The sequence below is a fragment of the Lonsdalea quercina subsp. quercina genome (assembly GCF_000688695.1).
GTDB classification, from domain to species: domain Bacteria; phylum Pseudomonadota; class Gammaproteobacteria; order Enterobacterales; family Enterobacteriaceae; genus Lonsdalea; species Lonsdalea quercina_D.
Genome location: NZ_JIBQ01000017.1, coordinates 1 through 19,354, shown reverse-complemented (window position 1 = coordinate 19,354; position 19,354 = coordinate 1). Strand labels below are relative to the sequence as shown.

Sequence of the window (19,354 nt, the reverse complement as noted above, 5' to 3'; positions counted from 1 at the left end):
GAGTGTCGCCTTTTGGATAATACGGCTTCCCGCCCTCTGCGCGTTTTACGCTTCGTTGCATTGAATCATCCGTCGAATCCCCCCCCCGCTTAAATAAGCGCCAGCCCTTGAGCCACGCGGCTTGTAAGGCGGTGGACGCTATAATCTCGTTTACAATCACCCCCCGATCGTCTCCGTAATGCTGTGTGCATTTCACTTCTCAAGGAGACTGTTATGCAAAGTAAAAAACGCCGCATCATGCGGCTGGAACGATTGTTGGGCTGGCAACTGACGGCGGTATTGCTGCTGGTGCTCATCGCGCTGGTGTCGCCGCAACAGCTGTCGGTGGTGATCTACAAGATCTCGCTGATTACGCTGGCGGCGGTGCTGGGCTACTGGCTGGATCGTTCGTTGTTCCCGAAAGCCTCGCTGGGGCAGTATCTGGAGCACGATCCGGAGCAGATGGCGCGCGGGCATTATCCGGTGCGGGTCGGCTGTGAACTGATCTTTGCCGCCGTACTGCTGCGCCGCGCGATGATCGTCGCGGCCGTGTGTCTGTCTGTGGCGACGGGGTTGTAATCATGCTGTCGCCACAAACCGTGGGCCTGCTGTTGTCCGCGCTGCTGCTGGCGTCGTGGGGCGGAGCGCCGCGTTTGGTTCATGCCGACGATAAAGCGCCCGCCGCCGCGCAGCGCTATCGCAGCGAGCTGATCCGCAGCGCCCGGATGGAGTGGGGGCTGTCAGCGCCGGTGGCCGACTTCGCCGCCCAGCTGCATCAGGAGAGCGGCTGGAATCCGCAGGCAGTGTCGCCCGTCGGCGCGCAGGGGCTGGCGCAGTTTATGCCCGCCACCGCCGAGTGGTTCAGCGGCATCATGCCCGAACTCAATACAAATCAACCCTTTAATCCCGGCTGGGCTATACGCGCGCTTACGCAATACGACCACTGGTTGTGGGAGCGTCTGCGCGGCGCCAACCCTTGTGAGCGGATGGCGATGACGTTGTCGGCCTATAACGGGGGACTCGGCTGGGTGCAGCGCGACCGCCGTCTGGCGGAAACGCGAGGGTTGAACGGTCAGCGCTGGTTCTCCCACGTCGAAAACGTCAACGCGGGCCGCAGCGCCGCCAACTTCCGCGAAAATCGCCACTATCCGCAGCGCATCCTGAAGGAGCTGGCGCCGCGCTATCTGACATGGGGAGACGCCAGCTGTGTTCACTAATCTGATCCCGTGGCGCTGGCTGGGCGCTTTCATACTGGTGCTGTTGCTGGCCTGGGGCCTGTACGACAACGGCTATAAGCGCGGACAGGCTCAGGCCGCCCGCGACGGCGAACTGGCGCTGAGCGAGCTGCAAAACCGCCACGAGCAGGCGCTGCTGGCGCAGGCCGAAGAGGATAACGAGGCCCTGACGGCCTGGCAGCAGCGCTATCAACAGCAGGTTGTTTCAGCGGCGGAGGCGGAAAAACGCTATCTCGCCACCGTGTCCGACCTGCGTCGTACCCATCAACAGCTACAAAGGAAAATTGATGATGTTACCCATCGTTGGCAAGATGAACGCGGTCAGAGTCACGCTATCGAGTGCGTGTTTACTGCTGGCTTCGTGCAGCAGTACAACGCCGCCTTCGGCCTGTCTTCCCTCACCGCCAATGCGGGAAACGCCGCCGCCGTTGTCCGCGGCGCTGGCGGCGCGTCCGGAGCCGTTGCCGCCGTTGATCCCCGGCTACGCGATTCCGGCGTCGCCCAGCGCGATCTCCTCGCCCACGCCACTGAAATCGGCGCCGCCTATCAACGGCTCGCCGCCCAGGTGAATGGGCTTTTGGACTATATCGCGGGGCTGGAAAAATGAAGGTCGAGATTGAATTCTGGACGCTGGTCGGTCTGCTTCTCTCCTTCATGGGCTTCGTTTTCGCGGTCGCGAAGATGTTTTTTGCCCAAATGGAGAAGCGTCAGGCCGAGCAATTCCTGGCGCTGGACACCAGTTTCAGAACCAGTATGGGCGACCTAAACAGCCTGGAGCGCGAATTTATGGCGTTCAAGGCCGATTTGCCGCTGAACTATGTGCGCCGCGAGGACTACATTCGCGGACAAACGGTCATTGAAGCCAAGCTCGACGCGCTTTACAACAAGTTGGAGCTGGTGCAACAGCATGGGAGATCCTAGCGGTGGAGATGTCTCGATTGCGTCAGGAGTCCATGCGCTGGCATGTCCTGGTGACGCTAAGCCGTGCGCGGCCGTATCCCGTCAGCCTGTTTTTTCTGCTGGAGGTGATTCGCGGGATCTATCCCGATGTCACGGCGCCCGAATTGCGTAGGGCGCTGGACTATCTGACCGAAAGCCACACGATTTCGGTCAAGCCCGAACCGTACGGCAGCGGGACCGTGAGCCTCACCCGCCTTGGCGCGGATCTGGTCGACTACACGGTCGACAGCCTGCCCGGCATCGCCCACCCCACCAAATATTGGCACGACTAAACCCAAGCGTCTTCGCGCGTCCTCTTCATCGCGGAGACGCTTTCATGATGCGGCGACGTCCCTCCCTCTCCCCCTATGTCGGCATTCCGCGACGGCTCAATCCCGTGTCGCTTTTTGCTTGGGGCATTGTCGTCTGTACCCGACGGCTGAATAGCGGTGTCGTTTTTTGCTTAAGTCGTTGTCGTCTGAACCCGACGGCAGAATAGCGGTGTCGCTTTTGCTTAAGGCATTGTCGTCTGTACCCGACGGCTGAATAGCGGTGTCGCTTTTGCTTAAGGCATTGTCGCCTGAACCCAACGGCTCAACTTCCATGTCGCTTTTTACTTAAAGCGTTGTCGCCTGCGGCTGACATCTCAAATTCTGCTGTCTCCATTTTTCATGCGTCACTTCTCCCATATCCAAACTGTTTACTTCCAGCGTCCAACCCCGAACCCCGAACCCCGAACCCCGAACCCCGAACCCCGAACCCCCCATTACCGAGCCTCCAACCTCAACTTCATACCACGCCTTATCGCCTTTCTGGCTGGCGCTGCGGCGCGGTGGCGCACGTTGACTCCACGACGGACCGCTACTCGGCGAAAATTCGCAACTTATTGATGTCCAATGTGTTTCTAAATAGGGTTAAAAGCCCCACGCCCCATTTCCCGCGATACTGACCTCAGTTTACGAAAACAGGACGGTGTCATGCAGTCGATTCAATTTGTTCAGTTCATCACACGTACCGCGCGGCGCGGCGACGCGCTTCCGGCATTTGCGCGCTGCGGCGCTCAGACGACGAACGGCCTATGTCGCCGCGCCGTGCGGGGGAACGCGTAATGGACGTCTCACCGATGATTGATGCCGTGGTTGCCCGGATTGCCGAGGCCTTTCCCGGCTTGCAGGTGGAATCTTTCCCCGGAAAACCGGCTGAGTATGTCCTCAGCCATCCTGACGGCGCGATTCTGGTGCGCTACGCCGGCTCTGCGTTTCGCAAGCCGGAGGAGTGCGGGATCGTGCTGCAAACGCAGCTTGTCAAGCTGCGCGCCACCGTCGTGTGCCGCGAATCCAGCGGACAAAACGGGGCGCTGACCGTACTGGACGCGCTGCGGCGCTTGCTGTGCGGGCTTCGGCTCCCGAATTGCAGCCGCAAAATCCGGCTGAAGAAAGAGACGGTCGTCGGCAAGGGCAGCAGCGATGGACTGTGGCGTTACACGCTTCGGTTCACCGCGGAAACGCTGCAGACCGAAGACGCGTCGCTGCCCGACGGGCCATTACTCACACAAGTCACTTACAAGGAAAGCGAAACATGAAATACCGCTACAACGGCCCGACCAGCGGCGTCACGCTGGCTGATGGCTCCGAAGTGCTGCTGTTTCCCCAGCATGAGGNGGAACTGCCCGCCGAGCATGATTACGTGAAAACGTTGGTCGCTCTGGGCTTTCTGCAACCGTTGGGAAACGGCGCTTCTACCACTACTAACAACGAGGTAAACCATGGCAGCTAATTATCTGCATGGGGTCGAAACCGTTGAGGTCGAAACCGGCGCTCGCCCGATTAAGACCGTCAAATCCGCGGTCATCGGCCTGATTGGCACCGCGCCCATGGGGCCGGTCAACGACGTCACGCTGTGCGTGTCGGAAACCAACGCGGCACAGTTCGGCTCGCAGGTCAGCGGATTCACCATCCCGCAGGCGCTGGACGCCATTTATGACCACGGCGCCGGTACGGTACTGGTGATCAACGTGCTCGACCCGGTCAAACACAAGACCTCGGTCAGCAATGCCTCCGTCACGTTCGACAGCACGGGCGTCGCCCAGCTGGTAAACCCGGTGGTCTCCAACCTGGTGCTGCGTAAGAGCGACGACGCTCAGCCGTACGTGGAAGGTCAGGACTACACGCTGGATGCGCAGACCGGGAAAATCACCCGCGTCGGCACCAACATCGACAGCGGCAGCACCGTGATCGCCAGCTACGACTTCGCCGATCCGTCGAAAGTCACCGCGGCCGACATCATCGGCAGCGTGAACGAAGCGGGCAACCGCACCGGCATGAAGCTGCTGAACGACACCTACAACGCCTTCGGTTTCTTCGCGAAGATCCTGATTGCGCCGGTGTACTGCACGCAGACCAGCATCGTGACCGAACTGGTGTCCCTGGCCGACAAACTGGGCGCCGTCGCCTACGTCGATGCGCCGATCGGCACCACGTTCCAGCAGGCCATCAGCGGCCGCGGACCGACTGGCACCATCAACTTCAACACCAGCTCTGACCGCGTGAAGCTCTGCTACCCGCACGTCAAAGTCTACGACGCGAACACCAACAGCGAACGTCTGGAGCCGCTGTCTCAGCGCGCCGCCGGCCTGCGCGCCAAGGTGGACAACGAGAAAGGCTACTGGTGGAGCAGCTCCAACCAAGAGATCTCCGGCATCACCGGCGTGGAACGCCAGCTGTCAGCCATGATCGACGACCCGAACTGCGAAGTGAACCTGCTGAACGAACAGGGCATCACCACGGTGTTCAACAGCTACGGCAGCGGCCTGCGTCTGTGGGGCAACCGTCAGGCGGCCTGGCCGTCCGTGACCCACATGCGCAACTTTGAAAACGTGCGTCGTACCGCCGATGTGATCAACGAATCCATCCGCTACTTCAGCACGCAGTTCATCGACCAGCCGATTAGCCAGGCGCTGATCGACGCGCTGACCGAATCCGTCAACGCCTATGGCCGTACGCTGATCGGCAACGGCGCGCTGTTGGGCTTCAAGTGCTGGTACGACGCCGCACGCAATGAAGAAACCGAGCTGGCCGCAGGCCACGTGCTGCTGAGCTACAAGTTCACGCCGCCGCCGCCGCTGGAACGTCTGTCTTACGAATCCGAGATCACCTCCGAATACCTGGTGACGCTGAAGGGGAATAGCTAATGGCTAAAATCGAAGTCAATCGCATCACCAATGCGAATATTTATCTGAGCGGGGCGAATCTGCTGGGCCGTGCGGAAGAAATCAAACTGCCGGACATCAGCATGACCATGCAGGAGCACAAAGCGCTCGGCATGGTGGGCAAAATCGAACTGCCTTCCGGGTTCGACAAGCTGGAAGGGGAGATCAAATGGAACTCCTTCTACCGCGAAGCGATGCTGGCCACGGCCAACCCGTACAGCGCGTTGTCTCTGCAGTGCCGTTCCAGCGTGGAACGCTACACCGCGCAGGGCCGCGTCGACGAAGTGCCGATGATCACTTACCTGACCGTGATGTTTAAGAAGAACCCGCTGGGCACCTTCAAACCGCACGAAAATGCGGAGTTCAGCTCCAGCTTCAACTGCACCTACGTCAAGCAGGTGATGGATGGCGAAGACATCCTTGAGCTGGATTATCTGGCGAACATCTTCATGGTCAACGGCGTCGATCAGCTGAGCGACTACCGCACCAATATCGGCGGCTAATGCCGCGTCGCCTGGGGACGACAGCGAGTTTTTCGAACGTCGTCACCAGGCGACACCCACGGTCGCGGCCGGCCATCACGGCGGCCCGACCGTTCTAAACCAACATGTGCCGCACGGCTTTGGCCGGGCAAGCACCCCGGTTCTTACGAGAACCGACCTGTTTTGGCGAGCAGCACGATTGCGCCGACCGGTCTTTCATTGCTACCGGTTTTTTCTTTGCCGGGCGGCGACGCCGACCGACGAAAGCGCGACAGAACGCGCCGTTCGGCTCGGTCGCCCACGGGCGAAGGCAAACGGAGCGCGCAGGCCGTCTAAAACAGACAAATAAACACGAACGTCGGTGAAACGCCGACCTTTTATCACGAATATCGGCCATCCGCCGTTGCGGCTGGCCCCCAATCACACTCTGGAGCACACGATGTCCGATAGCGAAAAGTACCTGTTGCAGTTTCCTTACACCACGCCGGCTGGCGAGCGTCTGACTGAACTCACGCTGCGGCGCCTGAAGGCCAAAGACCTGAAAGCGGTCATGAAACTGACCGACAACGCTTCCGACTGGGACAGCCTGCTGCTGGCGCGCGCCAGCGACATGGTGCCGGAAGATCTGGATGAAATGGATCTGGCCGACTTCATGGAGCTGTCCAAACGATTTCAAAAACTGTCTGGCGTGGTTAAGTCCGAAGGGACTGATGGAAGCACAGGCGCTGCTGGCGAGGTGGTTTCGGTTTCAGCCGAGTGAGCTGAATAACTTAACGATCGACGAGTTGGAAGACTGGCTGGAGATGGCCAGGGACCAGATTAAACGTGAGCACGGCGACTGAAGGAGGGAATACCGAGACACGCTCCGCGCGGCGTCGGACGAAACGGGGAGAGGGCTTCCGCGTTCGTTCGACCCTCGCATCAGCCGCCGCCGCGCGGGCCGTTCGCAGTCCGCGGCCAACGTCGGTCGTTTTCCCTTCCCGCCCGGCCGGGCACACCCGTATCCCTCTCGCGATCCCTTTTTTTTCATTGGCTTAAGGATAGAACGATCATGGCCAACTTCGATGCATTCTCCAGCGGAACCGCCGCGTTTCGGCAGTCGCTGCTGGAATATCGCCGTTCGATGGAGTCATTCGACCAGGCGTATCAACGCATGATGATGTCGCAGGTGCGGGTGATGGAGTCGATGGCGCAGGCCGCGAGTCAGGGCGCCCGCAACTTTCAGCGGCTCAACGACGGCATGAAAGACGTCGGTCGCACTCAGGACACCCTGATTTCGCAGCAGACCCGGCTGCAAACGCTGGGCGAAAAATATGACGCGCTGTCCCAACGACGGGCGGCGCTGCGCACGGACTGGTCCGAGTCCGTCGCCAACGTCAAAGAGACCGCGGCGCCCGTCGTGGACGGGGTCAAGTCTTACGCGGATCAGCAGGCCAGCCTGCGGAATATCACCGTCAGCCGCGGGCTGTCCGGCTCGCAGGAGCAGCAGATCGCCGACGCGCTGCGGGAGTTCTCGCTGCAAACTAATCAGCGCCAGTCCGTCCTGACTGCCGGGCTGCAGACGCTGATAGAGGGCGGCGTAGACCCGATGAAGGGCAAAGACTTGCTGGGCGTCGTCGGCACGGCCGCTGCGGCCACGCAGGCGGATATCCGGCAGATGGCGCAGGTAGGCGCGGCCTTCAATACCCTCAAGTTCGACGGTAAACAGGCCGTCGCCGGCGCGTTCGACCACATGCTGTCCGGCGCGAAAACGGGCAATCTCAACGTGGCTTCGCTGTCGTCATCGCTGCCGGGTTTGGCGCGCGGCTTCGAACAGAACGGCAGCACCGGCGACGAGGCGCTGAGCCAGATTGTCTCCAGTCTGGCGGTCGGCAAAGCCGCGTCGGGCAGCGACGACACCGCTGTCGCCAATCTCAAAGGGTGGCTGGACACCGTCAATAGCAACGACATCGGCGAGCGCTATGCGTCGGCGGGCGTGAACTATCAGGCGTCGATGGCGGACTACATCAAGCAGGGATTCTCCACCTACGAAGCTTCGCTGATGATCGGCCAACGGCTGATCGACGACAAAGGCGAAAAGTTCAAGCAGGAGTGGCAGGCGGCCGTGGCGAAAGGCGACATGTCGACGCAGGAGCGCCTGATGGCGAAATCCGGGCTGTCCAAGGTCTTCGACAACAAGCAGGCGGTGTCGCATCTACTCAATATGCGTCAGAACTGGAGCGGCTATCAGCAGAACAAACAGGCGATGCTCAGCCCGGCGGCGGAAGGGACGACCACGCGGGATGCGTCCGCGCAGAACAATACGCTGAAGGGCCAGTGGCAGCACATGCAGGTGGCCGCCAACAACATGAGCCTCAGCGTGGGCGAAGCGCTCGCCCCCGCGCTGATGGCGGTCGGCGACGCCGTGATGCCGGTGCTGGACGGCTTCTCCCGCTGGATTCAGCAGCATCCCGGTCTGATTCAGGCTGTCGTTGTAGCCCGACAGGCGTTCTCCGTCTTCAAGGCCGCGATTAGCGGGGTGCGCTATGTGCTGAACCTGCTGCAATCGGGTCTGACGCTGGCGCAATCCGCCGCCACCCGTTTTGGGGGCGCGATGGGACGCGGGATGTCGGCGGTCGGTCGCGCAGTGATGAGCGGAATGCGCTCGGTGTCGGGATGGGTGCGATCCGGCCTGACGCTGGCGCAGTCCGGCATCATGCGTTTTGGCGGCGCGCTGGGACGTGGCCTGTCAATCGCCGGACGCGCGGTGATGGTGTTCGGCCGTGCGCTGATGATGAACCCCATCGGCCTGCTGATTACCGGCATCGCGGTCGGGGCGTACCTGATTTACCGCTACTGGGAGCCGATCAGCAACTGGTTCAGCGCGCGTTGGGAAGACGTCAAAAAAGCCTTCCGAGGCGGTATCGGCGGCGTGAGCAAACTGCTGCTCAACTGGTCGCCCATCGGCATCATTTACAAACTGTTCGCCGCCGTACTGGGCTACTTCAACATCAAACTGCCGAGCAACCTGAGCGAAGCGGGCGGCAAAATGATTGGCGCGTTGTCGGCGGCCATCAGCAGAAAGTGGGAGAGCGTCAAAGCCGTGTTCAGCGGTTTCGGCAGCTCGCTCAGCCAGTGGGCCTCCGAGCTGTGGGAAGGGCTGAAAACCAATTTCAGCGGCGGTATCGGCCGTCTGACCCAAATCCTCGTGGACTGGTCGCCGCTCGGCATTTTCTACAAGCTGTTCGCGGGGGTTCTGAGCTATTTCGGCGTGGATTTGCCCGGCAAATTCAGTGAGTTTGGCAGCAACCTGATCGGCTCGTTAATTTCGGGCATCACGGATAAATGGGAGAAGTTGAAAAGCTTCGTCTCGAATCTGGGCGGCAATATAAGCAGCTGGTTCAACGATAAGGCGGAGGACGACGACAAGGGCTCGAACAAAACGATCACCCAGCGTGAACACGCCGTGGTGACGCCGCCTCCGGCCCGCAAGACCGTGGACGATGTGCCGCAGATGCCCGCGACGACGGGCGCTAACGCCAACGCGAAGACGAGCGCGGGCGAGGGGCTGAAGCTGTCGTTCTCGCCGACCATCCATGTTAACGGCCAGCCCGCGACGGCGACGCCGGAAATCAAAAACGCGCTCAATCTGAGCCTGCATGAACTGGAAAAAATGATCCAGAAGGTGATGGAACAGCAGCAACGCCGGGGGTATGCATAATGTTTGCCGTATTGGGAGATATCGAATTCGAGCTGATCGCCTACTGGGACGGCTTCGAGGCGCAGTTCGGCGCGGATTACGCCGAACACGCCCGCATTGAGGGNAAGCCGGGCCTGCAGTTTATCGGCGAAAAACTGGATGAGATCAGCATCAGCCTGGTGTTCAACCAAATGTTCTGTACGCCGGACGTCGAGCTGGCGCGGCTGCGCAATCTGCTGCGATCGCATCAGGCGCAGGCGTTGGTCTTCGGCAACGGCGACTATCGCGGCTGGTTCGTGCTGACCCAGGTGCGCGCCACCAGTCAGCAGACCGACAAGTCGGGCAACGTGCTGGCGCTGACGGCGGAAGTGACGCTGCGCGAGTACGTCGGCGACCCGAAAAATCCGTTGGCGGCGCCCGCCGTCAACACCGGCGTGCCGAACAGCCAGACGGTAGCGACGGCAACGGCCGCCGCATCCGGCATCGCCAGCGCGATCCGCACGGCGGTGGGCTACGTCCGCACCGCGCAGTCGGTGGTGAAAAACGTCTCAGCGGTGGTGCAGACGGTGCAGAAAATGAAGAGCAACCCGTCGCAGGCGCTGGGCCAGGTGCCGACGCTGTTGACTCAGATCGGCACCGCCGTCGAACCGTTGCAGAAAGCCGTCCCGGCGCTGGCGGCGGTCACCGCGACCTTCCCGGAAGTGAGCCGGGTGGCGAAGGCGGCGGATCAGGCCATCACTTTTGTGAAGAGCGCCCACAAAGCGTTGTCGGGGATTAACGTCAGTACCCTGGACGACCTGTCGCCTGCGCTGGACGTGGTTGCCACGCAGCTCAGCGCCGCCAGCGACACGCTGGAGAAAGTCGCGCCGGTCGTAAGTTCGCTGACCGCCGCTATCACGACGAGGAGGATTTGATGTTTATCGAGCACATCACCACGCAGGGCGAGCGCTGGGACGCGTTGGCCTACCGTTACTACGGCGATCCGCTGGGCTATGACCGCATTATCGCCGCTAATCCGCACGTGGCCGTCACGCCCGTGCTGGATTCCGGCATCATGCTGTCGATCCCGGTGATTGAGCAGGCTGACGTCGTTCTGACGGAGGAGACGCCGCCGTGGCTACGCTGATTGCAGAACAGGCCGCGTCGGCGGCCAACCGCGAGGTGCCGCAGCCGATTTTCACGCTGTGGTATCTGCAAAAAGATATCACCAACGATATCGCGCCTTACGTCACGCGGCTGACCTACACCGACAGCATCAAAAACGAGTCGGACACGTTGGATGTGGAGCTGGACGACACCGAGGGCCGCTGGATAGACGCCTGGTATCCGGGAAAAGGCGACACCCTGTCGCTAAAACTCGGCTATCGCGGCGACACCCTGCGGGACTGCGGCACCTTCAGCATCGACGAGATCGAAGTGCGCTCGCCGCCCTCGACGGTGTCGATGCGCGGGGTGGCGACCTCGGTCAAAACCGCGCTGCGCACCAAATCCAGCCGGGGATTTGAAGGCACCACGCTGGCGGCCATCGCCAACCGCATCGCCAAGAAACATAAGCTGACGCTGGTGGGCAGCATCGCGCCCATCCGCTTCGACCGCATCACGCAGTACGCCGAGACCGATGTCGCTTTTTTGCGACGGTTGGCCAGCGAGTACGGCTACGCGGTGAAGGTGACCAGCACCCAGCTGATTTTCTCGCATCTCGGCGCGCTGCGCAGCCAGGAGCCGGTGAAGACGCTGACCCGCAACGACGTCGCCAGCTTTTCGGTGCGCGACACCATCAGCCAGGTCTATGAGGGAGCGAAGATCAAGCATCAGGATCCGGCGAAGAAGCAGCTGGTGACCTACAAGGCCGACGGGACGCAGTCCACCGATGACAGCGCGACCAGCGCGGATACGCTGAACGTCAACAGCCGCACGACCGACAAGGACACGGCGGAGGTGAAGGCCAACGCGGCGCTGGACCAGCACAACGAACAGCAGGAGAGCGGTCAGCTGACGCTGATGGGCGCCACCTCGCTGGTGGCCGGCAACAAGATTGCGCTGAGCGGTTTCGGGCGCTTTTCCGGCAACTGGCTGCTGAATCAGGTGCGGCATTCGCTCACTCGCGACGGCGGCTACGTCTGCGAACTGGAGATCGTCCGCGGCCCGGTCACCAAGGGCACCCGTCAGGCGACCAGCGGTTCATCCAATACGCTGTCTGTCTATCACCCCGACGGCGGCACCACGCAAACCACGAAAAAAGAGGGCGCGTCATGATGAAAAAAGCGAACCACGCGAGCATTTTTGCCGTGCGAGCACGGGCCAATCGTCAGGAGGGCGAACTATGACTTCGTTACGTGTCGGCACGGTGAGTGCCGTTGATGCCGCGGGCGTACGCGCCCGGGTGCGGCTGCCGGAGTGCGACAACCTGCGCACCGCCTGGCTGGAGGTGTTGCAGCGCAACACGCAAAATAACAAGGACTACTGGTTGCCGGACATCGGCGAACAGGTACGGGTGCTGCTGGACGACAACGGGGAAGACGGCGTGATCCTCGGCGCCATCTACTCCAGCGTCGACACGCCGCCGGTCAACAACGCGCAGGCTCGCGGATGCACCTACTCGGACGGCGCGGCGTTCTATTACGATCGCGCCACGCACACGCTGACGGTCAATGGCGGCATACAGCACATCGTCATCGAAACGCAGGCGGACGTGGTGGTTAAAACACCGCGCGCCACCGTTGACTCGCCCGACACCACCTTTACCGGCAATGTGCTGGTGCAAGGGAAGCTGACCTATCAGGGCGATATGGTCGGTACGGCGGCGACTATCCAGGGCAACGTCACCGTCAACGGCAACGTCAGCGCCACCGGTTCCGTCATGGACGCGGGCGGCAACTCCAACCACCACTCGCACTAACGGCATACGGGGAAGGGCGGGCAGAAAAGGCCCTTCTCCGGCACCGACGCATCATTGCCTCTGACTCTTTCACTCTTTCACTCTTTCATTCTTTCATTCTTTCATTCTCTGATTCTCTGATTCTCTGATTCTCTGATTTTGTGATGGCATCTGGGGGCGATATCCGTTTTTATCCTGCCCGACACCCAACCACCGAAACTCAACCCGTTTTTTCATGACGTCACCTCGCCCTTGACGGTGTTCCCGCTGTGGAAAAGGGGGAGGGGCTGTGGCCGCACACCTTTTTTCGCCGCTTGGGGCGCTTATCCCACACCCGTTTCACTCCTTGTTTAGACCTGTTCCCCACCGCCGTTTTATTCCCTTTTCGACCGGTTTTCGCCCCTCTTTCGACCGTTTTGAGGGCGAGCCTCGGACAAGCGATCCTTAGCTGGGCAAGGGCAGTAAAAGCGCCATTTTTCGCGACGGCGCCTCGCGTACCTTTAACTGTCTTTACAAGCACTGGCGCGGGCTGGCGGGGATACTGAGCGCATGAAAACGAACTCAATCTTCTGGCAACCGGCACTGCAACACCCCGGCGATTTAGTCGAGGGCGCCGCCGATATTGCTCAATCCATTTTCATTATTCTGCGCACCCCGCGCGGCAGCGACCCGCATCGTCCGGAGTTCGGCAGCGATTTGCATCGTTACCTCGACTACCCGATCGACCGGGCTATTCCGCACGTGGTGCGGGAGTCGGTTGAGGCCATCAAGCGCTGGGAGCCGCGCTGCAAACTGCTGGGCGTGAAACCCACGGTGGACGGCGAACATCTGACGCTGCGGGTGCAGTGGCGCACGGTCGCAGGCGTGGAACAACAAACGGAGCTGGTATGGCGTTAACAACAGAGCCTGTGTTTATCGAACGTGATGCAGAGGCGATCACGGCTGAAATGATTGCCCGCTATGAGGCGGACAGCGGCAAAACCCTCTATCCGGCACAGGCGGAGCGCCTGCTGATCGACCTTATCGCCTATCGCGAAATGCTATTGCGCAGCGCCATTCAGGATGCGGCCAAGCAAAACCTGGTGCGCTACGCGCGTGCGCCGATGCTGGATTATCTCGGCGAGCTGGTGGGCGTTTATCGCCTGGCTGCGCAGTCCGCGCAGACGACGCTGGCATTCACTGTCGACACCGCGCCGCTGACCGACGTGCTGATCCCCGCCGGGCTGCGGGTCAGCGCCTCCGACAGCGTCATTTTCGCGACCGATACGGACGCCGTGCTCAAAGCCGGCGCGACGAGCGTCAGCACGACGGCGACCTGCACCGAAGCGGGCACCGTCGGCAACGGCTGGCAGCCCGCGCAGGTGAGCACCTTGCTGGACGACGNGAGCGATCTCCTCGACCTGCAGGTCAGCAACCTGACGGCCACCAGCGGCGGTTCCGAGCAGGAAGACGACGAGAAGCTGCGCGAGCGCATCATGCTGGCGCCCGAAGCCTTCAGCACCGCGGGTTCCCGGCTGGCGTACCGTTACCACGCGCTGAGCGCGCACCCGGACATCGTCGATGTCGCGGTGGTGTCGCCGACGCCGGGGACGGTCGAGCTGTACCCGCTGATGTCCGACGGGCTGCCGGATGAGGCGGTGCTCACCGCCGTCGAGAGCCTGTGCTCGGCCGAGAAGGTGCGTCCGCTGACCGATACGGTCACCGTCAGCGCGCCGGAGCGGGTGGATTATGCCCTCCATGCGCAGCTGGTCATCAAGCGCGGCGAATCCTCCGAGTCAGTAAAAGCCGCGGCGGAAACCGCAGCCGCCGCCTGGGTTCAGGCGCGGGCGGCGACGCTCGGCAAAGACATCGTGCTCAGCCAGATCATGGCGGCGCTGTCGGTGAGCGGCGTCTACGACGTCTCGCTGACGTCGCCCTCGCAGTCGCTGACGGTGGAAGAGCATCAGTGGGCGCACTGCACCGGTATCGAGATTGTGGCGACGGGGGTGTCGGATGAGTGATCTGCCGCTTCCTCCCCCGCTGGCGGGGGACGTCAGCCTGACCGCGCTGGCGAATCTGGCCGAGCGCTGGGATGAGCTGGATCTGTCGGCGCTGATGGTTTACCTCGTCGACATCGTCGACAGCAGCGCCCTGGACGCGCTGGCCGAACAGTTTTCGCTGAAGGAAGACGGCTGGGTGCTGGCGGAGTCGGAAGACGCGCGCCGGGCGATGATCAAAACCGCCATCGAAATGCATCGCTACAAGGGCACGCCCTGGGCGATCCGCGCGGTGATCCGCAGCCTGGGCTTCGGCGAGGTCGAGCTGATCGAGCATATCGGACGCCTCAATTACGACGGCGAACGCCGTTACAACAATCTGTTCGTGTATGGCGACGACAGCAAATGGGCGGTTTACCGCGTGCTGTTGCAACAGCCGATCACCAACGATCAGGCGCAGATGCTGCGCCGCACGCTAGAGGCCATCGCCCCCGCGCGTTGCCATCTGGCCAGCATCGAATATACCGCCGTGCCGATTCGCTACAACCGCACGGCAATCTATGACAATAGTTACAACTACGGGAGTGCCTAATGGCAGAGTTAACAGAAAAAGCCGAGTGGACCGACGGGATATACCAGTTGGAAACCTCGGACCCGGTGGTGGGCGGCCCCGGCGGGATATCCAACCGTCAGGCGCAGGAACTGGCCTACCGCACGCGTTACCTGAAAGACAATTTGGACGCGACCAGCGCCGGTCTGGCGCAGCATGAGGCCGCGGCCGACCCGCATACCCAGTACGCGCCGAAACTGAACCCGACGTTCAGCGGCATGCCGAAAGCGCCCACGCCCGCGAGCGACAGCAACAGCGATCAGCTGGCGACGACGGCGTTTGTGAAAAGCGTGGTGGCCGCGTTGGTCGACGGTTCTCCGGCGGCGCTGGATACGCTGAAAGAGTTGTCCGTCGCGCTGGGCAATGATCCGCACTTTGCGACGACGATAACGAACAGCATCGCGCAAAAAGCCCCGCTAAACAGCCCAGCGCTGAGCGGTATTCCGACCGCGCCGACCGCCGAACAAAGCGTGAACACCACGCAGATTGCGACGACGGCCTTCGTGAAATCGGCTATCAATGCGCTGGTTGACGGTTCGCCGGCCGCCCTGGACACACTGAAGGAACTTTCCGCCGCGCTCGGCAACGACGCCAACTTCGCCGCCACGGTGACAAACTCGCTGTCCGGCAAAATGGAAAAAAGCCAAAACGGCGCGGATATCCCGGATAAAGCGCGTTTTCTCGAAAACCTTGGTTTGGGAGAAGCAGCAAAACGCGGGGTGGGAAACGGTCAAAATCAGCTCCCGGATATGTCGTCTTTTGCGGGTTTGAATGACTATAACGGCTGGCAGCTCTTGCCTGGCGGACTGATTATGCAATGGGGGCAAAGCGTCACAGGGGCTGCCTCGCCGGTAACGGTCAATTTTAATATCCCCTTCCCGAGGATTGCATTTAGCGTAGTGGGCTGCATCTACGATGACGTCAATCCAACCAATGCGACGCTACGGCGCAAAACCTCTCCAGACACGCGCTCCTGCGCTCAGTTCTTTTTAAATAACGGCACCGCCGCCACCAGCATCAACTGGATTGCTATTGGGATGTGAGGACGTATGTATAAATTTTCTAACGGTAAGTTCTACCCCTACGTTTTGGAAAACGCCTACAGGTCAGCAGGTGCGTGGCCGGAAGAAGGAGTGGATGTGGATGAATCGACTTTGCGTCTTTTTTCTGTCGCTCCGGCTGGAAACGAGCTGGGAACCGATGAGCATGGATACCCGTGTTGGATTGAGATAACGGTTTCTAACGATGCGCAATATCGTCCTGAAGAAACAAAAGCAAATAATAATCAAGGAGATATATAATGGCAGAGTTAATAGAAAAAGCCGAGTGGACCGACGGTATATACCAGTTGGAAACCTCGGACCCGGTGGTGGGCGGTCCCGGTGGGATATCCAACCGTCAGGCGCAGGAACTGGCTTATCGCACCCTCTATCTAAAAAATAATCAGGAAGCGACGAGTACGGATTTTGAACAGCATAAATCTGCTGCCGACCCGCATACCCAGTACGCACCGAAGCTGAACCCGACCTTCAGCGGCACGCCGAAAGCGCCGACGCCCGCGAGCGACAGCAACAGCGATCAGCTGGCGACGACGGCATTCGTGAAAAGCATCGTGGCTGCGCTGGTCGACGGTTCACCGGCGGCATTGGACACGTTAAAAGAACTGTCTGCCGCACTTGGCAACGATGCGAACTTTGCATCGACGGTCGCTAATTCGCTGGCGAAAAAAGCGCCGTCCAACAGCCCAGCGCTGAGCGGTATCCCTACCGCGCCAACCGCCGAAGCGAGCGTGAGCACCACGCAGATTGCGACAACGGCCTTCGTCAAATCCGCTATCGACGCTAACTTCGTCGAGACGGTGAGTAAGTCGCTGGCCGGTAAGATGTCTATCGATCAAAACGGGGCGGATATCGCTGACGCAGCTCAGTTTAGAGAGCATTTGGGATTCAAAGAAAACGTTCAAAAAGAGATTGCGCGGGCGCGTGGATTGCAGAAATTTTTGACCAGCGGTCAGTTCATCGTTCCGGAAGGGATAAGCACTGTCTATCTGTCTGGATGCGGTGGCGGCGGTGGCGGTGGTGGCGGTGGATGCCGAACGCTCACTTATGAATGGGGCGGCGGCGGCGGCGGCGGCGGCGCGGGTCAGCCGGTCATCAAGGAAGCCGTGAATGTTACGCCAGGTGAGGTCATTGCTGTCACCATCGGCGCGGCCGGTTCAGCAGGAATAACACGGGCAGCTGATGATGGCACCCCGGGTTCAGGCGGAGGCGCAACAACGTTCGGCAACTACCTGACGTTGGCTGGCGGTGGCGGCGGTGATCCAGGCGGTGGTAGCGACCGTCAATATGGTGGGGCCGGCGGAGTCGGCTATCCAAGCGGCAGTTTCGGTAATGATGGCGTGGGCAGCTCTCCAGTTATCGCCTCAGGCTCCGGTGGGGCGGGTGCTTCCGGTCCGTTCGGCGGCGGCGGCGGTATGGTTCGCTCTGGTGCGGCGGGAAGTACCGTCGGTGTAGCGGGTTATAAGGGATATGGTTATGGCTCAGGCGGTGGAGGCGGTTCTACCGGCCTTTACGGTATAGGCGCCGGTGGCCAACCTGGTATGTTAATTGTGGAGTGGTAAACATGACAAAAAAAGTAGCGTTACTTCCTGAAAATAGTCGGCGCGTGGAAAATGTGATTCTGACAGACGACCAGTTCGCGATGCCTGGCTACCGCGTGGCGCCGATTGCGGAAGGCGTTTTCTGCGAAGCGGGGATGTTTCTTAACGATGCAGACGGTCTGTTTTATCAGGATGCCGATTTCACCACTATCTATCCTGCACGCAATGTGGAAGCCATTGGCTGACGATGCTCTAGCATGATGTTCAGCTTTGAAGACGAAAAACGGGGACTCACCTCCCCGTTTTTTTCATCCCTCCCGGGAGAAGGATCGTGAACGTATTCTCTTCTAGGGTCACCTTCCATATTGATCATGACCGCCAGCCTACCGCACCGCGTAAGACCCCGATGATTTCACGACAAAACGCAGAGCAGGCAGGCGCTTTCCCCATCCGATGTCATTCCCGCGATGACCGCGATGAACACTCAGCGTTATCACTTAAACAAAAGGCCAGCCTGTTTCCAGACTGGCCCACATAGAGCGCTGATGGAGAAATTACTTCTCTGGTTGTGCAGGCCAGCTCACGTCAGGGGCCGTTGATACATCGACGGCTTTGACCGCGGATTTATAGGCCATCCACGCCGACAGTTTGGTTTTGTCGCTGTCGCTGATATCGCCGAGCATCAGCTCGATCCGCCAGTCCGACGTCATGCTATCTGCCTCAGTCAGCAGCGTTTGTCGGCGTTGTTCTGCTTCCGCGATCTCGCCTTCATGCTTTGCAGCAACGTCCAACACCCAGTTTGTCCCGTCCCAGACATCGTATTCCGTCGCGGGCGCAAGCGGCGTTGTATTTTCCGGATACGCCCCCAGCGTCGTCAGCGTGACGGGTTGCCGGGTTTGCGTGTTGTAAACCGTTTCGCCGCGATAGTCGCTGATATATTCCCATGCGGAGCGCTCGGCGTTTCTACAAATGGCGTATCCCTCTTTAGGCACCAGCGGCGCATCGAAACAGGAGTGCGCGGGCAATCCGACGCCCACCGGCAGGTATTGCGTGGTCGGGAAATGATATTCACCGGTTAACTCATCAAAATGGTAGACGGTGATATCCCCGGCCACCACGGCGATCAGGTCATGATTCAATTCGGCTGTCGACATTATGCGGCCCTCACGATGTAGTTAAATGCGATGTTACGGGGTCTGTTTTCAGCCGCCGTAGGCACAGAACGAGATGCATCGAAAATGATATCGTCGTTAAAACTGACAGAATGTCCAGAAGAAGGGGCTGCACCATTTCGTGCACCTGAATCATAAAATGCACCACCAAATCCATCAAAATACATACCGCCTGCACCACTTACGAACCCAGTGATGTTCCTGATAGCATCGCCTTGAGCAGCAAGTAATGCCCGCCCGCCATCAACCCCACGCCCACTATCCCAACCACGAATAAACTCGCCTCGCAGATCCGGTAATTTGAGTTCCGGATAGGCCTGCGCCAGCTTTGGATACTGCGCGGCAGTAAAGCTTGAACCGTTGCACTGGAGCCATCCCGTAGGGACCGACGCGGACGGCCAGGGAATCGGGGTCCCCACCGGTAGCGCAGACCCTTCCCCCAAACCAAGGTTTTCGAGAAAACGCGCTTTATCCGGGATATCCGCGCCGTTTTGGCTTTTTTCCATTTTGCCGGACAGCGAGTTTGTCACCGTGGCGGCGAAGTTGGCGTCGTTGCCGAGCGCGGCGGAAAGTTCCTTCAGTGTGTCCAGGGCGGCC

Annotated in this window: 25 protein-coding genes; 23 read left to right on the top strand and 2 right to left on the bottom strand. The window is 60.4% G+C overall.

Annotated features, from left to right (window positions below; translation table 11 throughout):
- Positions 1-213: 213 nt before the first annotated feature.
- The 23 genes from SB13_RS15225 to SB13_RS15120 all read left to right on the top strand — a co-directional run bounded on the left by SB13_RS15225 (position 214) and on the right by SB13_RS15120 (position 17,830).
- Entirely contained in the window at positions 214-558 is a 345-nt protein-coding gene (locus tag SB13_RS15225; protein ID WP_026741170.1) for a putative holin, read from the top strand.
- Positions 559-560: 2 nt separating this feature from the next.
- Complete coding sequence (locus SB13_RS15220) at positions 561-1,196, top strand: transglycosylase SLT domain-containing protein (protein WP_036149941.1); 636 nt, start codon at positions 561-563, stop codon at positions 1,194-1,196.
- Positions 1,186-1,821, top strand: a complete 636-nt coding sequence (locus SB13_RS15215; RefSeq protein WP_026741168.1) for a hypothetical protein — start codon at positions 1,186-1,188, stop codon at positions 1,819-1,821. Before SB13_RS15220 ends, SB13_RS15215 begins: the two co-directional genes overlap by 11 nt.
- Positions 1,818-2,135, top strand: a complete 318-nt coding sequence (locus tag SB13_RS15210; protein WP_026741167.1) for a hypothetical protein — start codon at positions 1,818-1,820, stop codon at positions 2,133-2,135. Before SB13_RS15215 ends, SB13_RS15210 begins: the two co-directional genes overlap by 4 nt.
- 8 nt (positions 2,136-2,143) lie before the next feature.
- Complete coding sequence (locus SB13_RS15205; protein ID WP_036149942.1) at positions 2,144-2,446, top strand: hypothetical protein; 303 nt, start codon at positions 2,144-2,146, stop codon at positions 2,444-2,446.
- A gap of 785 nt (positions 2,447-3,231) precedes the next feature.
- Positions 3,232-3,735 carry a Gp37 family protein gene (locus SB13_RS15200; RefSeq protein ID WP_235202422.1) on the top strand — a complete coding sequence of 168 codons (504 nt, stop codon included), beginning with the start codon at positions 3,232-3,234 and terminating at the stop codon, positions 3,733-3,735.
- A complete protein-coding gene (locus SB13_RS15195; RefSeq protein WP_026741164.1) occupies positions 3,732-3,929 on the top strand; it encodes a hypothetical protein in 198 nt (65 codons plus the stop codon). Before SB13_RS15200 ends, SB13_RS15195 begins: the two co-directional genes overlap by 4 nt.
- Entirely contained in the window at positions 3,919-5,343 is a 1,425-nt protein-coding gene (locus tag SB13_RS15190; RefSeq protein WP_026741163.1) for a phage tail sheath subtilisin-like domain-containing protein, read from the top strand. The genes SB13_RS15195 and SB13_RS15190 overlap by 11 nt, the downstream gene beginning before the upstream one ends.
- On the top strand, positions 5,343-5,864 hold the full coding sequence (locus tag SB13_RS15185; protein ID WP_026741162.1) for a phage major tail tube protein: 522 nt from the start codon (positions 5,343-5,345) through the stop codon (positions 5,862-5,864). Before SB13_RS15190 ends, SB13_RS15185 begins: the two co-directional genes overlap by 1 nt.
- A gap of 340 nt (positions 5,865-6,204) precedes the next feature.
- Positions 6,205-6,603 carry a phage tail assembly protein gene (locus tag SB13_RS15180; protein WP_394296377.1) on the top strand — a complete coding sequence of 133 codons (399 nt, stop codon included), beginning with the start codon at positions 6,205-6,207 and terminating at the stop codon, positions 6,601-6,603.
- Complete coding sequence (locus tag SB13_RS17460; RefSeq protein WP_071999740.1) at positions 6,554-6,685, top strand: GpE family phage tail protein; 132 nt, start codon at positions 6,554-6,556, stop codon at positions 6,683-6,685. The genes SB13_RS15180 and SB13_RS17460 overlap by 50 nt, the downstream gene beginning before the upstream one ends.
- Positions 6,686-6,894: 209 nt before the next feature.
- The gene (locus SB13_RS15175) at positions 6,895-9,543 is read left to right on the top strand and encodes a phage tail tape measure protein (RefSeq protein WP_026741160.1); all 2,649 of its coding nucleotides are present in this window, start codon (positions 6,895-6,897) and stop codon (positions 9,541-9,543) included.
- Complete coding sequence (locus SB13_RS15170) at positions 9,543-10,436, top strand: phage tail protein (protein ID WP_026741159.1); 894 nt, start codon at positions 9,543-9,545, stop codon at positions 10,434-10,436. Before SB13_RS15175 ends, SB13_RS15170 begins: the two co-directional genes overlap by 1 nt.
- Entirely contained in the window at positions 10,436-10,648 is a 213-nt protein-coding gene (locus SB13_RS15165; protein WP_026741158.1) for a tail protein X, read from the top strand. The genes SB13_RS15170 and SB13_RS15165 overlap by 1 nt, the downstream gene beginning before the upstream one ends.
- The gene (locus SB13_RS15160; protein WP_036149944.1) at positions 10,636-11,778 is read left to right on the top strand and encodes a phage late control D family protein; all 1,143 of its coding nucleotides are present in this window, start codon (positions 10,636-10,638) and stop codon (positions 11,776-11,778) included. Before SB13_RS15165 ends, SB13_RS15160 begins: the two co-directional genes overlap by 13 nt.
- A 67-nt stretch (positions 11,779-11,845) precedes the next feature.
- The gene (locus tag SB13_RS15155) at positions 11,846-12,421 is read left to right on the top strand and encodes a phage baseplate assembly protein V (protein WP_026741156.1); all 576 of its coding nucleotides are present in this window, start codon (positions 11,846-11,848) and stop codon (positions 12,419-12,421) included.
- A 528-nt stretch (positions 12,422-12,949) separates the two neighbouring features.
- Positions 12,950-13,297: a GPW/gp25 family protein gene (locus SB13_RS15150; protein ID WP_026741155.1), complete on the top strand. Its 348-nt coding sequence runs from the start codon at positions 12,950-12,952 to the stop codon at positions 13,295-13,297.
- Positions 13,288-14,400, top strand: coding sequence for a baseplate assembly protein (locus tag SB13_RS15145; protein ID WP_026741154.1), 1,113 nt, complete (start codon positions 13,288-13,290; stop codon positions 14,398-14,400). Before SB13_RS15150 ends, SB13_RS15145 begins: the two co-directional genes overlap by 10 nt.
- Positions 14,393-14,968, top strand: coding sequence for a phage tail protein (locus SB13_RS15140; RefSeq protein ID WP_026741153.1), 576 nt, complete (start codon positions 14,393-14,395; stop codon positions 14,966-14,968). The genes SB13_RS15145 and SB13_RS15140 overlap by 8 nt, the downstream gene beginning before the upstream one ends.
- Positions 14,968-16,029 (top strand): gp53-like domain-containing protein, encoded by a 1,062-nt coding sequence (locus SB13_RS18195; RefSeq protein WP_051616245.1) that lies wholly within the window; start codon positions 14,968-14,970, stop codon positions 16,027-16,029. The genes SB13_RS15140 and SB13_RS18195 overlap by 1 nt, the downstream gene beginning before the upstream one ends.
- 6 nt (positions 16,030-16,035) lie before the next feature.
- Positions 16,036-16,287: a hypothetical protein gene (locus SB13_RS17815; protein WP_152545765.1), complete on the top strand. Its 252-nt coding sequence runs from the start codon at positions 16,036-16,038 to the stop codon at positions 16,285-16,287.
- Positions 16,287-17,606, top strand: a complete 1,320-nt coding sequence (locus SB13_RS17895; RefSeq protein ID WP_051616247.1) for a glycine-rich domain-containing protein — start codon at positions 16,287-16,289, stop codon at positions 17,604-17,606. The genes SB13_RS17815 and SB13_RS17895 overlap by 1 nt, the downstream gene beginning before the upstream one ends.
- A gap of 2 nt (positions 17,607-17,608) precedes the next feature.
- Positions 17,609-17,830, top strand: a complete 222-nt coding sequence (locus SB13_RS15120; RefSeq protein WP_036149946.1) for a hypothetical protein — start codon at positions 17,609-17,611, stop codon at positions 17,828-17,830.
- 309 nt (positions 17,831-18,139) lie between these two features.
- On the opposite strand, the gene SB13_RS15115 is transcribed toward SB13_RS15120, so the two are convergent.
- Positions 18,140-18,739, bottom strand: coding sequence for a tail fiber assembly protein (locus SB13_RS15115; protein ID WP_026741152.1), 600 nt, complete (start codon positions 18,737-18,739; stop codon positions 18,140-18,142).
- Positions 18,739-19,354 (bottom strand): phage tail protein (locus tag SB13_RS15110; protein WP_235202421.1); only part of this gene is annotated, 616 nt, incomplete at its 5' end. The genes SB13_RS15110 and SB13_RS15115, both read right to left, overlap by 1 nt.

Bases quoted from the DNA above. Each gene is read 5' to 3' on its own strand.
- SB13_RS15225 (WP_026741170.1), top strand. From the start codon at position 214: ATGCAAAGTAAAAAACGCCGCATCATGCGGCTGGAACGATTGTTGGGC.
- SB13_RS15220 (WP_036149941.1), top strand. From the start codon at position 561: ATGCTGTCGCCACAAACCGTGGGCCTGCTGTTGTCCGCGCTGCTGCTG.
- SB13_RS15210 (WP_026741167.1), top strand. From the start codon at position 1,818: ATGAAGGTCGAGATTGAATTCTGGACGCTGGTCGGTCTGCTTCTCTCC.
- SB13_RS15205 (WP_036149942.1), top strand. From the start codon at position 2,144: ATGTCTCGATTGCGTCAGGAGTCCATGCGCTGGCATGTCCTGGTGACG.
- SB13_RS15200 (WP_235202422.1), top strand. From the start codon at position 3,232: ATGTCGCCGCGCCGTGCGGGGGAACGCGTAATGGACGTCTCACCGATG.
- SB13_RS15190 (WP_026741163.1), top strand. From the start codon at position 3,919: ATGGCAGCTAATTATCTGCATGGGGTCGAAACCGTTGAGGTCGAAACC.
- SB13_RS15185 (WP_026741162.1), top strand. From the start codon at position 5,343: ATGGCTAAAATCGAAGTCAATCGCATCACCAATGCGAATATTTATCTG.
- SB13_RS17460 (WP_071999740.1), top strand. From the start codon at position 6,554: ATGGAAGCACAGGCGCTGCTGGCGAGGTGGTTTCGGTTTCAGCCGAGT.
- SB13_RS15175 (WP_026741160.1), top strand. From the start codon at position 6,895: ATGGCCAACTTCGATGCATTCTCCAGCGGAACCGCCGCGTTTCGGCAG.
- SB13_RS15165 (WP_026741158.1), top strand. From the start codon at position 10,436: ATGTTTATCGAGCACATCACCACGCAGGGCGAGCGCTGGGACGCGTTG.
- SB13_RS15155 (WP_026741156.1), top strand. From the start codon at position 11,846: ATGACTTCGTTACGTGTCGGCACGGTGAGTGCCGTTGATGCCGCGGGC.
- SB13_RS15150 (WP_026741155.1), top strand. From the start codon at position 12,950: ATGAAAACGAACTCAATCTTCTGGCAACCGGCACTGCAACACCCCGGC.
- SB13_RS15140 (WP_026741153.1), top strand. From the start codon at position 14,393: ATGAGTGATCTGCCGCTTCCTCCCCCGCTGGCGGGGGACGTCAGCCTG.
- SB13_RS18195 (WP_051616245.1), top strand. From the start codon at position 14,968: ATGGCAGAGTTAACAGAAAAAGCCGAGTGGACCGACGGGATATACCAG.
- SB13_RS17815 (WP_152545765.1), top strand. From the start codon at position 16,036: ATGTATAAATTTTCTAACGGTAAGTTCTACCCCTACGTTTTGGAAAAC.
- SB13_RS17895 (WP_051616247.1), top strand. From the start codon at position 16,287: ATGGCAGAGTTAATAGAAAAAGCCGAGTGGACCGACGGTATATACCAG.
- SB13_RS15120 (WP_036149946.1), top strand. From the start codon at position 17,609: ATGACAAAAAAAGTAGCGTTACTTCCTGAAAATAGTCGGCGCGTGGAA.
- SB13_RS15115 (WP_026741152.1), bottom strand. From the start codon at position 18,739: ATGTCGACAGCCGAATTGAATCATGACCTGATCGCCGTGGTGGCCGGG.